The following is a 14,157-nucleotide window of genomic DNA, read 5'->3' on the forward strand; positions in this document are numbered from 1 at the left end:
GGCAGAACATTATCCTTAAACTTAAATCAATCTATAAACGATAGTAATAGTGATGGTTATTTAAATTCAGTGAATAAGTTTTATAACGAGCAAGCAGTTTTAGATAGTACGCAAACCGTAAATCAGTATAAAACCAACGACATTAAGAATAGTATATTCAAGTCTAATTTAGCTTATACAGAGCCCTTGAGCAAATCACTTACTGTAATTGTGAATTATGGTTTAAGTTTAATTAATGGCCAATCAGATCGTAAATCTTTCAACCAATCTGGAAGTGGTAATTACGATATTCTCGATCCGATATACAGTAATGATTACCAATTGGATCAGGTTGTTAACCAAGGTGGCGCAATTTTCAATTATAAAAAGGGAAAAACAATTATCAATTTTGGTTCTAAATTTAGTGGCGTTAATTTTAAGCAATACAATGTTTACAACAACAAATCGTACAACAGAAATTTTGTAAACTACATGCCACAGGCATCTTATCAATACCGATTCTCTCAGCAAAAATCGTTTAGATTTAATTATAACGGAAATACAAACCAACCTTCTATAGATCAGATTCAGCCAGTTAGAAGCAACTTGGATCAGCTGAATTTAACTGTTGGAAATCCAGATTTGAAACCTTCTTTCCGAAGCAACTTAAGTGCAAGTTATAATTCCTACAAGGTTCTGAGTGATCAATCTATCTGGGTTAGTGGATCGTATAATTTCACCGCAAATCCGATCATTAGTGATGTAACCACAAGTACCGGAGGGCAAAGCATTTATAAATCGGTTAACTTATCGGATAAAATGCCCGCTAATTATTATTTCTACGGAAGTTTAAGCAGAAAAATTTTAGGCGTGAGTACGGGTTTAAATTTCAATGCTAATGGTAATACTTCATACAACTTTATAAACGATGTGTTGAACAAAACCAAAAACTATACCTACGGTGGAGGAATCAATATTCAGAAATATAAAGAGAAGAAATATAGTTTCTATGGAAATTTTGGCCCAACATATAACATTGCAAGAACAACGATTAGAGAATCGGGAAATAGCGATGGTTGGGGATGGAGAGGTTATGCCAACTTTAACATCCAGTTGCCAGGAAAAATCGAAATTAACAGTGATGGCGAATACACGTTTAACGGAAAAACCCAAACCTTTAACGAAACCTTTGAGCGTTTTATTTGGAATGCATCAGTAGTGAAGAAACTATTTAAGGATAACTTAAAACTTTCTATCTCTGGGAACGATTTGCTTAACCAAAATGTTGGCTTTAGTCGCTCGGCAAGTAATGGTAACATTACTCAGAGCAGTTATACTACAATTCAAAGATATTTTATGTTCAACGTATCTTGGGATTTCAGCAAAATGGGTGGTGGCGTTAAAAAACAAAATTAGAATTATGAAAACGACTTTAAAATATATCATCCTATTTGCTGTTACTTTCATCAGCACCAATCTGTACGCACAAAATGTTCACTTTGTACAAAACGGAATAATCGAATTTGAGAAGCGATCGAACATGTACACCATTATTAAAAAGAAAATAAATAAGGATAATGAAACTTGGTACACACAGGCATTTGATCAGTATAAAAAGAATAATCCTCAATTCAGAGCAGAGAAAAGCACTTTAAGTTTTAATAAGGATAGAAGCATGTACAAGTGGAATGAAACTACGGATCCTGTAAACAATAACTGGATTAGTAGAGATCCACTGGCAGATTTAAAAAATACAATTGCCACCAATTTTGATACGCAAAGCAGTACCACGCAAAAAAGTATTTACGAAGCAACCTATTTGGTAAAGGACAGTATTAGAAAAATTAACTGGAAAATTACCGATGAAACGAGAGAAATTGCGGGTTATGAATGCAGAAGAGCGAACGCACTTATTATGGATTCTATTTACGTAGTGGCCTATTACACCAATGAAATTGCAGTTTCTGGCGGACCAGAATCTTTTACAGGCTTACCCGGAATGATTTTAGGCCTGGCCATGCCACATGAAAACATTACTTGGTTTGCAACTAAAGTAACAGAGATTGCTGTTCCAGAAAAAGATTTAACGCCACCAACCAAAGGAAAACCAGTTGATAATAAAGCCTTAAATGTGATTTTGCTCGGCGCAATGAAAGATTGGGGTGAATATGCCAATCCTCAACTCAAGGCTTTTTCACTTTAGTTAAGCTATTCGATTATATTTACGCCTAATCAGGTGGATTTATAAATAGAATATGTGTAGCGCACTTTACAGCCATATTAATAGATTTGTAGACTTGAGTACGGATGAACAAGAAATTCTTGCCTCATTACTCAAGTCTTTTTCGTTTAAAAAGAAAGCATTTTTACTGGAGCAAGGTGAAATATGCCGAGCTAATTATTTTGTTGTTAGGGGCTGTTTAAGACTTTACTTTATAGATATTAAAGGTGTTGAACAGACTACCCAGTTTGCCATCGAAAATTGGTGGATTACCGATCTTACTAGCTTCTTATTTCAAAAGCCATCTGAATTCTATATCCAAGCTGCAGAAAACACAGAGGTTATTGCCATAGAACAGCATCATTATGATGAAATGTTTGATAAGCTCCCAAAAATGGAAAGATACTTCAGGTTGATTTTGCAAAAAAACCATCAGGCTTCCCAACGGAGAATTATGTTTTTATACAGCTTCACTGCAGAAGAAAGGTATCGCCATTTTAATGGTTTATTTCCAGATTTGTGCAACGCGTTCCGCAATATATGTTGGCGTCTTATCTAGGTTTTACACCAGAGTTTTTAAGCAAGATTAGGGCGAAGAAATAGGCTTAACCGCAAAGGACACAAAGAAGTAAAAGCGCAAAGAAACGCTAAGTTCGGCCGTCATTGCGAAGCCAATGTTCATTGGCTGTGGCAATCTCACTTCACGACTATTTCAGCTCTATATTTAGGAGATTGCCACAATCATTGCCGATGAAAAATCGGAGAATGATTTCGCAATGATGACGTAAAGAATAAACAACTTTCCATTTCTTAATCTACATTAAGTTTTTTGATCCATCGTATCCCGACCTTTACATTGTAATCAAAAAACGATAAAATGGAAAGTAGAATTAACATTCAAAAAGTAGAGCCAGCAGCGTATCAGGCTATGTATGGTTTAGAAAAATACCTTTCAACTAGCAAAGTAAATCCAATCCTTTTAGAGCTCATTAAAATGCGAGCATCGCAGATTAATGGATGTGCTTTTTGCTTAAATATGCATTCAACTGATGCACGTAAAATGGGAGAGACAGAACAACGCCTATACCTTTTAAATGCCTGGAGAGAAACTACACTATTTACGGAGGAAGAGAAAGCCGTTTTAGCCTTAACAGAAGAAGTGACCCTAATTACAAACCATGTTTCTGACGATACTTACAACAAAGCAGCAAGCTTTTTTAATGAGCAGGAACTATCACAAATTATTATGGCCATTGTAACCATTAACGCTTGGAATAGACTTGCAATTACCGCGAAAGTTATGGTTGGATAGTATTTTTACCTTAAAGGCATTAAGAATAGGTCTAATGCCTTTAAGGTTTTATTTTAATGTGAATGATTGATTTTTTTAAGCTCAACATAAACTAATCGGGCAACTTCTGTAGCACCAGCAGGTTGAAAATGGGTATTATCATTCTGCCCTTTTGGATAAGCTTCATATTTGCCAGAATCTAGATGCATAAAATATTTTTCGCTCACGAAATCCTTACCTTTTTGGGTGAAAGATTCCGCAGAAAGCGTTGTCAAATCTATTAGTGCCACTTTTAATTCTTTTGCCACATCTTTAACCGCCTGTGGATATTCTCCATGTGCACTTCCCAATTTATTATCTTTCCAAGGATAGTTTCTGGTTACCGGAGTGATTAAAATCGGCGTTGCTCCTTTTGCTCTCGTCTCTTTAACATACATCCTTAAAAAATCCTTATAGCCAGGAATATCAACATAGCGCTCGGGTTTATCTTTTGCGGCATCGTTGTGGCCAAATTGAATCAGCACTAAATCACCTTTTTCTAAAGTGGTTAAAACCTCTTTCCATCTTCCTTCTTCAAAAAATGTTCTTGTACTTCTGCCACCTTTGGCTTTATCAATAACTAGTGCGCTGTCGCTTTTAATTAAATGGTTTAACTCTTTAAGGCTGTCGCGATTTAAAAACTGCTGAAAAACTTGGCCCCAACCTGTAATTGGGTATTTTTTTTGCATATAATCGTTTTCCAAAGTATAATCGGCAACCGTAGAATCGCCAATTAGATAAACTTTAATAGGCTTTGGTTTTACAATAAACGACATCAATAAAATCCCAAGAACGATTGTTGAGATAAGAAATTTGTATTTTTTCATAATAATTTTTTGTTAAAGTCCATGTCTGTGCACCCACAGAAACTATTCTTAATGTAAATGCTAAAATCTGGTTCACTGTCATCCAAGAATGGCAGTCATCGCCAGAAATGAAGCAATTTTCGTGCGTTTGCTAGAAACCTAGAGTAGTAAGATTGCTTCGTGCCTCGCAATGACGAGATGGCCGTTCCACGTCCTAAGTCTAAGTCGATGACTTACAAACCAACCGTTTACTTTTCAACTCTAAACCAATCATATTCAGCAACGCCAGAATCATTAATCTGCGTATCTCTAATGGCAAACAAACCTATTTTTGCACCAATCCATTGTCCGGCAGTTGCCTGAAATTCATCGCCTACATTTGTAAACGATACTCCATCTTCACTATAACTGAACTGGCATTTTGCGCCCAACGAAACCCTAACTCTTAAATAGGCATTTGCTGATTTTAACTTTACAACTTCCTTTTCATTCTCCACTTTTCCCTTGTCTGCATTTTGGCAAAGTCCATAAACTAAATAAAGCCCATCCTTTTTGCTTTTGATGCTGATATTAGCATAACTTCTTCCCATAATCACTAATCCTGTTTTCTCGTTTTCCAACTTAGGATTTGGTTTAAAATTAACTTTAGTAGTGACCATAAATTCTTCCGCTGGGAATTTCTGCATCAATAAATTAGGAACATCCCAGAGGTTTTTTGCATCATCTGGCGTTTTAGCAGTATAAAGCTTCAGCTTACCGTTTACAGCATCAGTAAATAACCAAGTAGCTTGAGGATTTGCTTGCCACTGCCACTGTAAACCCAATTTCTGCTCATTAAACTCGTCGCTTTCTATTGGTGTTTCTATTGGATAAATCTTGCCGACATTGGGTTTTTTAAAAACCGAAACAGGCTCACCCTTTCCATCATTATCTTTATCAGTACCAATAACCGGCCAATTATTAATCCATTTCATCGGTTGCAAATGCACCACTCGCCCGTAAGCATCTTTATCTTGAAAATGTAAAAACCAATCTTCGCCAGTTTGTGTATTTACCCAAGCGCCTTGATGCGGTCCGTTAACATTTGATTTGCCCTGATCCATCACTACTTTACGTTCATAAGGGCCATAAATATTTTTGCTTCTAAGCACCAATTGCCAACCTGTTGAAACCCCTCCAGCCGGTGCAAACAAATAATAATAACCATTACGTTTGTAAAACTTCGGGCCTTCAATTGTTGGATCAAGCTCATGGCCATCGTAAACAATTGTGCCTGTTCCGATTGCTTTTGTTCCCTCTGAATTTAACGGCATCACCGCCAAAACACTTTTAATTCCAGCTCTACTTCCTGCGTAGGCGTAAGCTAAATAAGCTTTATTGTCATCATCCCAAAGCGGACAAGGGTCTATAAGTCCTTTGCCCGAAACCACTAATTCGGGTGCAGACCAATCTCCCGTAATTGTTTTTGCTTTGGTTAAATAAATTCCGAAATCGGGATCTGGATAATAGATATAAAATTCTCCATTTCTATACCGAATAGATGGTGCCCAAACGCCATTGCCATGTTGTGTTTTCTCAAAATGATCAAAAGGAGGTTGGCGTTTTAAAGCATGACCAATAATTTTCCAGTTCACTAAATCTTTTGAATGCAGTATTGGCAAACCCGGAATGGCATCAAAACTCGAAACAATCAGATAAAAATCATCACCAACACGAATGGCATCAGGATCTGAATAATCTGCATTTAAAATCGGGTTTTTGTAAGTCCCATTGCCTTGATCGGAAACCCAAATTTTAGAAACAAAGGTTGTTTTGGGCGATTGTTGAGCCATTACGGACAAACCAATTGAACAAATAAAAAGGGTGTTGATTAGGTATCTCATTTCTTTATAGACAAGCTTGAAGTCAAACTACGTCGTTATATCTGGTGTAAACAAGGTTAAGCCATTTTTTAATTTTATCCAACACCAATTTATGCAATCGTTCCCGTTATCGTTTGCGACGTTTAATCCCGATAAATATTCTTTCCGTTGAAAATAATTATTTAAAATTGTTCATCATATATTTATTAGAATAGGGCTGCGTTTTAGGTTTTTGGCTTTACGTGGCCTATTTTAATTTTATAGCTAACCAAATCATTTTATGAAATCATTCTGCTTATTGTTTTTGCTTGCCATTTGTCTATCTGCAAATGCCATTGATGTTAAACCCGATTTTGTGGTTGCTGCGGATGGAAGTGGAAATTTTAAAACCGTTCAGGAAGCCATTCACGCCGTGCCTGATTTTAGAAATAAAACCACAATAATTTTTATCAAAAAAGGAACATATAAAGAAAAATTGGTTTTAGCTGCATCTAAAAAGAATGTAAAATTTATCGGCGAGGATAGAGACAAAACCATTTTAACTTATGATGATTTTGCCCAAAAGAAAAACACTTTTGGCGAAGAAAAAGGAACATCAGGTTCATCTAGCTTTTATATTTATGGTGAAGGTTTTTCTGCAGAAAATATCACCTTCGAGAATTCTTCTGGTCCGGTGGGACAAGCGGTAGCCGTTTGGGCAGGTGGCGACAAATTGGTTTTTAATAACTGTAGATTTTTAGGCTTTCAGGATACGCTTTACACTTACGGCGGAAACAATCGTCAGTATTATAAAAACTGTTACATCGAAGGAACGGTCGATTTTATATTTGGCGCATCTACTGCTTGGTTTGAGTCTTGTACCCTTTTCTGCAAAAAGGCAGGTTATATTACAGCAGCATCAACCGCCGACACCACCAAATTTGGTTACGTGTTAAACAAATGCAAAATAATGGGAGATGCTCCACTTAATAGTTTTTACTTGGGCAGGCCATGGCGCCCGTACGCTAAAGTTGCTTATCTAAATTGCGAACTGCCAGAATTTATTAGACAGGAAGGTTGGAACAATTGGGGAAAAGAAAGCAACGAGAAAACAGCCTATTATGCAGAGTACAAAAGCTCAGGAAAAGGTGCTCAACCAGATAAAAGAGCCAGTTGGTCGCATCAATTAACCGACGAAGAGTACAAAACCTATATTTTGGAAAACGTTTTCCATGGATGGAATCCGGAGGGAAAATAGTTTTATTTAAAGCGGATTTGAAGATTTAACTTTATAAATAGCTCTCCGTTTTCTTCGTAAACCCTATTGATAGCAGATTTAGTTACAATCAGAGTATTTTCTATTAAAAATTCTTGAAAACTTCTTTCGTCATTTACATGACAACATATTAATTCGCCATCTTCATTTATAAAGGAAATTCCATTTATGTAATTATTTGTTCCTTTAGACCAATCAATAAGGCAAAGCGAAAGTAATAATTTTTTCAATTTATACTCATAAAAAGGATGTCCTTGTGAAAGATCATATTTTAGTGGGTTGTTTAATTTCAACTCTATAATGGATTCTTTGAAAGAGCTTGAGCCTGCCCTTTGAGCAAAACAAGCTATGAATGATAAAATCTCTGGCATCCTGGATTCAATCAATTTCAATTTTGCCTCAGTTTCGAGAGATTCCATTTTCACAAAAGACATTTTTAACCCAAGATTTTTAATCTGTTTTAAAATATTCTTATCATAATCAAGTAGACTTAAATCAACAAAGTTTTGCCCTTCTAATTTCAAGACAATCGATTCTAAGTCAAGAAGAATAGTTTGGTCGAATGTATTATAGTATTCTGGGATTGTAGAACTTTGAACGTTTCTCAATCCACTAGAATCAAACATTAGATGTTTAGTATTTCTCATAGCTATTTCTTAAATATTTCACTGTAATGGTAATCCAAAAATTCTTTTGATGGTAGAAATTTATCGGGTAAGGAAATGAGTTGATTTTCATATTTAATAAACATTTCACTGACAGCTTTTCCGTCACCGAAATCTCCGAAAAACTTTGAAGTTTTTACTCTGTAATCAGGCGTTATAGTTAAATATCCCTTGTCAAAAGCTTTGTCATGTAGAGAGTTTAAGCACAAACCATTTCTCGGATTTAATCGATTATTTATGTCTTTAGCCCATGGAATTATATGGCTTGAAACTAATAAATCAGGAATTGATAATCCAGTGATGCAACATTTTAGATTATATGACGAAAGAATCGTTGAGCGAAAAAAGCTTTGGTTAACTCTTAGTTTTACGGTTGCTTCTTTATCTCTCCCAACGGGAAATTCAAAATCATCATTATCAATAATTTCTTCAATCCTCTTGTTTTGAAATTTAGCTATTAAAAGCTCACTCTCATACGCCAATGCCTCCCAATTATTATTGAATTCTGCCCAAATATCTTTTTCTAGCTTTGCCCCATGTGCAAGACCAACTATTCCTTGTTTTTCTAATTCAGGATCTAATCGTCCAAAATTGCCAACTTTCATATTTAAAGCTGATGGTGATCGTCCAATTATGTTGGCGTACTTTATTATAAATGGATTAGTTTTACTACTTTTCTTGAATTGTATCTTGCAGTAGACATTAAAAGCTATTATTGTTTGCTCCCTTGTCCAATCTCCATGTGCCATGTTATTTGCGAATTTAGATTTTCAAATTACTAAATTTTTCATCAAAAGTGCTTAATTAAGTTACCAACTTTATTAGATTTAATAAAACACTGGATTAGTCTAAAACGAAAAAAAATTTACACAAATCTAGTAACTAAACAGAATATACATACAAAACCTATATTTTGGAAAACGTTTTCCATGGATGGAATCCGGAGGCTAAATAATCGTTATAACTCAATGATAATCAAAGTATAAGCACCTATTTTTAGGTGCTTTTTTAGGTTATTTTCCGGCAACGTTTGCATAGATTTCTCTTCTGTTTTAGCCTCAAACAACGTACACTTGTTATACGAATAACCAAGTATAATTTAACAGCACAACTAATGAAACATTTTTCAGGTCATTTATCCCGTTTAAAAGCGGTTCTAGCTTGCATAATTCTATATGCAAGTTCGGCAATGGCACAAAGCCAAACGCTTCCCGTTATTCAACAGGTTAAATTTAAAAAAGATACCACAAGCATCATTAGTTTCGGCGCCAAAGGCGATGGCGTTTCCTTGAATACACAAAGCATAAATAAAGCAATTACAACTTCGAGTCAAAAAGGTGGTGGCGTTGTTTTAGTCCCTTCGGGCTTATGGCTAACAGGACCAATCGAACTGAAAAGCAATGTAAATCTTCACTTAAAACGAGATGCCATTTTATTGTTTACCGATGATTTTAATCAATATAAACTTGTAGAGGGAAATTGGGAAGGACAGCCAGCTTGGCGCAATCAAAGCCCAATTTCTGGAACCAACTTGGAAAATATTGCCATTACAGGATCGGGAATTATTGATGGAAACGGTGGATCGTGGAGAATGGTTAAGAAAGATAAGTTAACAGAATCTCAATGGAAAAAATTAACATCAACTGGCGGTTCGATTAGCGAAGATGGTAAAACTTGGTATCCTTCAGATAAAGTAGTTAAAGGTTCTAAAACAAAAAATGCAGGCGTTGTTGAAGCAGGCAAAACCGCTGCGGATTATCAAGATATTAAAGATTTTTTACGCCCAAACTTAGTGGTTTTAACCAACTGTAAAAAGATACTTTTAGAAGGCGTTACCTTTCAAAATTCTCCTGCATGGAATTTGCATCCTTTGCTTTGCCAAGATTTAACACTTAGAAATCTTCAGGTTAAAAACCCATGGTATGCGCAAAACGGTGATGGCGTAGATATAGAATCTTGCAAAAATGTTTTGATAGAAGGCAGCACTTTCGATGTTGGCGATGATGGAATTTGTATTAAATCTGGTAGAGATGAGGCTGGTCGCAAACGCGGGGTTCCAACTGAAAATGTAATCATTAGAAACAACATTGTTTACCATGCACATGGCGGTTTTGTAATTGGCAGTGAGATGAGCGGTGGTGCCAAAAATATTTGGGTTTACGATTGTTCTTTCATTGGAACTGATATTGGTTTGCGCTTTAAAACCACTCGTGGAAGAGGTGGAATTGTCGAAAATATTTACATCAATCGCATTAATATGATTGATATTCCTGGTGAAGCAATCTTATTTGATATGTATTACGCGGCGGTAGATCCAGTTCCTTTGGCTGGCGAAAAACGCGAAGCGATTAAAACCGTTGTGGTTCCGGTTACTGAAGCTACACCTCAATTTAGAAACTTTTACATTAAGGATATTGTAGCTAATGGCGCCGAAAAAGCCATCTTTTTTAGAGGTTTGCCTGAAATGAACATTAAAGATGTGCATTTGGAAAACGTAACCATTCAATCTAAAAAGGGCATCGAAATAATTGAAGCTTCGGGCATTTTCTTAAAGAATGTAAACGTTATTACTGAAGATACGAATCCAATTGTTCATGTTCAAAATAGCAACAACATCAATATTAATGGTTTGCAATATAAAAGTGGAAGTGAACTTTTGTTCAACATCACTGGAGAAAAATCTAAAGGTGTAAAGGTTAGCGGAACAGATGTTTCGAAAGCGAAAAAGACATCCACCTTTGGTGATGAAGTAAATAAAGCTGTACTTGAGATTTCAAAATAATCGAAGAAAAATGAGAAAACCTATTCTATATATTTCATCTGTTTTAGTAAGCTTAACGCTTTTATCGCAACAGGGATTTGGACAAAAAAAGCTATCTGAACAGTTAACGCTTACAGCTATGGAAACCTTGTTTCAAGATTCTACAGTTTTAAAAGATGCCAAAGGCACAAAATGGAGCTACGATATGGGCGTTATTTTAGAAGGTGCAGCTTCGGTTTGGCGCAATACCGGTAACGGAGATTATTTCAAATACATTCAAAGTTCAATGGATGCTTATGTGGATAAAGCCGGAAACATTAGAACTTACAAAGGTGAAGATTTTAACATCGATAACGTGAAAAACGGTCGTGCGCTTTTGCTTTTGTATAAAGTTACTGGTCAGCAGAAATATTTAACGGCAGCCACACTACTATATGATCAATTGCAAAAACAACCACGTACAAAAGATGGTGGTTTTTGGCACAAGAAAATTTATCCAAACCAAATGTGGTTGGATGGTTTATACATGGGCGAACCATTTTACGCAGAATACGCTGCATTGATGAACAAAGATGCTGCATTTGATGATGTTGCAAATCAGTTTATTTTAATGGAAAAATATGCTCGCGATGCAAAAACAGGCTTGCTTTATCATGGTTACGATGAAAGTAAAACTGAACAATGGGCAAATAAAACAACTGGTAAATCGCCAAATGTTTGGGGTAGAGCAATGGGCTGGTATATTATGGCCTTGGTAGATGTGTTGGATAATTTCCCGAAAAATCATCCCAAAAGAGCAGAGTTAATCGCCATTTTAAATCGTACTGCAACCGCAACAGTAAAATATCAGGATGCAAAATCTGGTGTTTGGTTTGATATTATGGATTTGCCGACCAAAAAAGGAAATTATCTTGAAGCTTCCGCATCGAGTATGTTTGTTTATGGCTTAGCCAAGGGTGTTCGTAAAGGATATTTACCTCAAACTTTTATGGCTGCTGCAAACAAAGGTTATGCAGGTTTAATGAAAGAATTTATCTCGCCTGCTGGCGCTGAACGCGTAAACTTAAACGGAACGGTTTCTGTTTCTGGTTTAGGTGGAAAGCCAAAATATCGTGATGGAAGTTTTGAATATTACATGAGTGAAAAAGTAATTACAAACGACCCAAAAGGTATGGGCGCATTTATTTGTGCCGCCGCAGAAATGGAAATCGCCGCTTTACCAAAACCCGGAAAAGGATTAACAGTAACCGTTGATAATTTTTTTAACAATGAATTTAAGGATGGTCCTGCTGGTGTAAAAATTCCTTTCCATTACTTATGGGATGAAGATGATAATAATGGCTTCTCTTTATTCGGAAGCATATTTAATAATGCTGGAGTTAAAACCTCTACACTTTCTTCTGCGCCAACATTGGCTAATTTAAAAGGAAGCAATATTTACATTATTGTTGATCCAGATACTGAAAAGGAAACCGCCAATCCAAATTACATGAACGCTCAACACGCCAAGCAGATTAGCGAATGGGTAAAAAGTGGTGGCGTTTTGGTGATGCTGTTGAACGATGTGGGCAATTGTGAAATCACTAAATTCAATGTGCTTCCAGAAACTTTTGGAATCCATTTCAACGAAGATAGTCGCAACAAAGTTCAGGGTTTAAACTTTGAACAAGGCGCAATAAATATTCCTGCAGGAAACACAATTTTCAAAACCGCAAAGAAAGTTTACATCAAAGAGATTTCTACAATCGTTGCTAAAGCTCCTGCTGTTTCTGCTTTAACAGATAAAGGAGATGTAATTATCGCGACAGCAAAATATGGGAAGGGAACTGTGTTTGCCGTTGGTGATCCTTGGTTTTATAATGAGTATATCGATGGTAGAAAATTACCTGCTGAATTTGAAAATTTTAAGTCGACTAATGATTTGGTCAACTGGTTGATTAAGCAAGTTCCGGCTAAATAGGAATTAACCACAGATGAACAGGATAAACACAGATAAAAAGAGTTAACGATTTGGTTAATTTTGCGGAAGTGAAGTAAAAGCTAGCCACGCAATGAAAGGAAAAGTGTTCCTTGTTAATCCATGACTCTGGGAAAAAAAGATAAATGGTACGTGGAGATGCGAATCATAGCTAATCGAATTTACTCGCCTCGGTTCGTCTCTCCACGAACGAAAGTGAAAATGAATTAGCCATAGAAAAAAATTAAATATGATGAGAATTAAAATACTCTTAACCATTGCCTGCAGCACATTGCTAATGTCTTGTTATGCGCAATTGCCTACAGATTCTACCGCAGATAAAATGCTGGTTTACCAGTTGGGCAATGGTGGTTGGCCAAAGCAACTGGAAGATAAAAGTGTGGTGGATTACGCCCTTCCGTTAACGCCAGAATTACTAGAAAAAATAAAATCGACGAAAGATTTACATGCAACTTTTGATAATAAGGCAACCAGCAGAGAAGTGGTTTATTTAATTAAAGCATTTAAAAAATCTCAAAACAAAGCCTATTTAAAAGCAGCAGAAAAGGGGATTGATTATATTTTGATGGCCCAATATGCCAATGGTGGTTGGCCACAATATTATCCAGATAAGGCCTTGTACCGTTCGGAAATTACTTATAACGATGATGCGATGATTAATGTCTTGAATATTCTCCAAGACATCGCTACTAAGAAAAATGATTTCGAAGTCGTTGATCCAGCATACATTAAAAAAGCAGAAAAGGCCGTTGCTAAAGGGGTTGATTGCATTTTAAAAACTCAGGTAAAACAGAATGGAAATTTAACCATTTGGGCAGCTCAGTATGATAAGGATTCGATGTTGCCCGCGAAAGCTAGAAACTTCGAGCCTGCATCATTAAGTACAAGCGAATCTGTCGGAATCGTTCGTTTTTTAATGCGAATCATTAATCCATCACCTCAAATAAAAAGCGCTATAGCCGATGCTGTAAAATGGTTCGATGCGAATAAAATTTCGGGCTATCGATTTGACAGAGCAACAGATCCGAAAACGAAAATTAAAACTGCCGCTTTAGTTGCCGATAACACCTCTATGGCTTGGGCTCGCTTTTACGATCTTGATAAGAACATCCCAATTTTTGGAGACCGAGACAATTCAATAAAACTGAAGTTGGAAGAACTAATTCCAGAGCGCAGAAATGGCTATGCTTGGTATGGCAGTTGGGCGCAAAAATTAATCGAAAAGGAATATCCTAAGTGGTTAACCGCTAACGGAACAAAATAAGGTATAACTCGTAATTGCCATCAGCAATACGGAAAA

Annotated in this window: 12 protein-coding genes; 8 read left to right on the forward strand and 4 right to left on the reverse strand. The window is 36.2% G+C overall.

The annotated features are described in order from the left end of the window. From H7U22_RS23125 to H7U22_RS15040, 4 genes are all read left to right on the forward strand, one after another. The coding region (locus H7U22_RS23125) for an outer membrane beta-barrel protein (protein ID WP_248284763.1) at nucleotides 1-1,395 on the forward strand (1,395 nt) is incomplete at its 5' end. Nucleotides 1,396-1,399: 4 nt separating this feature from the next. Then, on the forward strand, nucleotides 1,400-2,182 hold the full coding sequence (locus H7U22_RS15030) for a GLPGLI family protein (protein WP_187072161.1): 783 nt from the start codon (nucleotides 1,400-1,402) through the stop codon (nucleotides 2,180-2,182). Between the two features lie 94 nt (nucleotides 2,183-2,276). Then, the gene (locus H7U22_RS15035) at nucleotides 2,277-2,759 is read left to right on the forward strand and encodes a Crp/Fnr family transcriptional regulator (RefSeq protein WP_248284764.1); all 483 of its coding nucleotides are present in this window, start codon (nucleotides 2,277-2,279) and stop codon (nucleotides 2,757-2,759) included. A 318-nt stretch (nucleotides 2,760-3,077) separates the two neighbouring features. Next, nucleotides 3,078-3,512 carry a carboxymuconolactone decarboxylase family protein gene (locus H7U22_RS15040; protein WP_187072162.1) on the forward strand — a complete coding sequence of 145 codons (435 nt, stop codon included), beginning with the start codon at nucleotides 3,078-3,080 and terminating at the stop codon, nucleotides 3,510-3,512. Nucleotides 3,513-3,565: 53 nt separating this feature from the next. Here the strand turns inward: H7U22_RS15040 and H7U22_RS15045 are convergent, their stop codons facing one another. Both H7U22_RS15045 and H7U22_RS15050 read right to left on the reverse strand, forming a co-directional pair. Next, nucleotides 3,566-4,357 (reverse strand): rhamnogalacturonan acetylesterase, encoded by a 792-nt coding sequence (locus tag H7U22_RS15045; protein ID WP_187072163.1) that lies wholly within the window; start codon nucleotides 4,355-4,357, stop codon nucleotides 3,566-3,568. A 227-nt stretch (nucleotides 4,358-4,584) separates the two neighbouring features. Further along, nucleotides 4,585-6,219 carry a glycoside hydrolase family 43 protein gene (locus H7U22_RS15050; protein WP_187072164.1) on the reverse strand — a complete coding sequence of 545 codons (1,635 nt, stop codon included), beginning with the start codon at nucleotides 6,217-6,219 and terminating at the stop codon, nucleotides 4,585-4,587. A gap of 259 nt (nucleotides 6,220-6,478) precedes the next feature. On the opposite strand from H7U22_RS15050, the gene H7U22_RS15055 reads away from it, so the two are divergent. Continuing rightward, complete coding sequence (locus H7U22_RS15055) at nucleotides 6,479-7,435, forward strand: pectinesterase family protein (protein WP_187072165.1); 957 nt, start codon at nucleotides 6,479-6,481, stop codon at nucleotides 7,433-7,435. Between the two features lie 2 nt (nucleotides 7,436-7,437). Here H7U22_RS15055 and H7U22_RS15060 read toward each other — a convergent pair whose 3' ends face one another. Both H7U22_RS15060 and H7U22_RS15065 read right to left on the reverse strand, forming a co-directional pair. After that, nucleotides 7,438-8,100: an HpaII family restriction endonuclease gene (locus H7U22_RS15060; protein WP_187072166.1), complete on the reverse strand. Its 663-nt coding sequence runs from the start codon at nucleotides 8,098-8,100 to the stop codon at nucleotides 7,438-7,440. 2 nt (nucleotides 8,101-8,102) lie between these two features. Next, nucleotides 8,103-8,867 carry an HNH endonuclease gene (locus tag H7U22_RS15065; RefSeq protein WP_187072167.1) on the reverse strand — a complete coding sequence of 255 codons (765 nt, stop codon included), beginning with the start codon at nucleotides 8,865-8,867 and terminating at the stop codon, nucleotides 8,103-8,105. Nucleotides 8,868-9,232: 365 nt separating this feature from the next. Here H7U22_RS15065 and H7U22_RS15070 point away from each other — a divergent pair, with 365 nt between their 5' ends. The 3 genes from H7U22_RS15070 (at nucleotide 9,233) to pelA (ending at nucleotide 14,121) form a co-directional block, all read left to right on the forward strand. Next, the gene (locus H7U22_RS15070; protein ID WP_187072168.1) at nucleotides 9,233-10,900 is read left to right on the forward strand and encodes a glycoside hydrolase family 28 protein; all 1,668 of its coding nucleotides are present in this window, start codon (nucleotides 9,233-9,235) and stop codon (nucleotides 10,898-10,900) included. A 10-nt stretch (nucleotides 10,901-10,910) separates the two neighbouring features. Beyond that, nucleotides 10,911-12,839, forward strand: a complete 1,929-nt coding sequence (locus H7U22_RS15075) for a glycoside hydrolase family 88 protein (protein WP_187072169.1) — start codon at nucleotides 10,911-10,913, stop codon at nucleotides 12,837-12,839. Nucleotides 12,840-13,086: 247 nt separating this feature from the next. Then, entirely contained in the window at nucleotides 13,087-14,121 is a 1,035-nt protein-coding gene (pelA, locus tag H7U22_RS15080; protein ID WP_187072170.1) for a pectate lyase, read from the forward strand. Nucleotides 14,122-14,157 lie beyond the last annotated feature (36 nt).

It is taken from the genome of Pedobacter fastidiosus (genome assembly GCF_014306625.1).
Lineage (GTDB): Bacteria > Bacteroidota > Bacteroidia > Sphingobacteriales > Sphingobacteriaceae > Pedobacter > Pedobacter fastidiosus.

Excerpts from the sequence above, each read along its gene's own strand:
- H7U22_RS15030 (WP_187072161.1), top strand. The coding sequence starts at position 1,400 with ATGAAAACGACTTTAAAATATATCATCCTATTTGCTGTTACTTTCATC.
- H7U22_RS15040 (WP_187072162.1), top strand. The coding sequence starts at position 3,078 with ATGGAAAGTAGAATTAACATTCAAAAAGTAGAGCCAGCAGCGTATCAG.
- H7U22_RS15045 (WP_187072163.1), bottom strand. The coding sequence starts at position 4,357 with ATGAAAAAATACAAATTTCTTATCTCAACAATCGTTCTTGGGATTTTA.
- H7U22_RS15050 (WP_187072164.1), bottom strand. The coding sequence starts at position 6,219 with ATGAGATACCTAATCAACACCCTTTTTATTTGTTCAATTGGTTTGTCC.
- H7U22_RS15055 (WP_187072165.1), top strand. The coding sequence starts at position 6,479 with ATGAAATCATTCTGCTTATTGTTTTTGCTTGCCATTTGTCTATCTGCA.
- H7U22_RS15060 (WP_187072166.1), bottom strand. The coding sequence starts at position 8,100 with ATGAGAAATACTAAACATCTAATGTTTGATTCTAGTGGATTGAGAAAC.
- H7U22_RS15065 (WP_187072167.1), bottom strand. The coding sequence starts at position 8,867 with ATGGCACATGGAGATTGGACAAGGGAGCAAACAATAATAGCTTTTAAT.
- H7U22_RS15070 (WP_187072168.1), top strand. The coding sequence starts at position 9,233 with ATGAAACATTTTTCAGGTCATTTATCCCGTTTAAAAGCGGTTCTAGCT.
- H7U22_RS15075 (WP_187072169.1), top strand. The coding sequence starts at position 10,911 with ATGAGAAAACCTATTCTATATATTTCATCTGTTTTAGTAAGCTTAACG.
- pelA (WP_187072170.1), top strand. The coding sequence starts at position 13,087 with ATGATGAGAATTAAAATACTCTTAACCATTGCCTGCAGCACATTGCTA.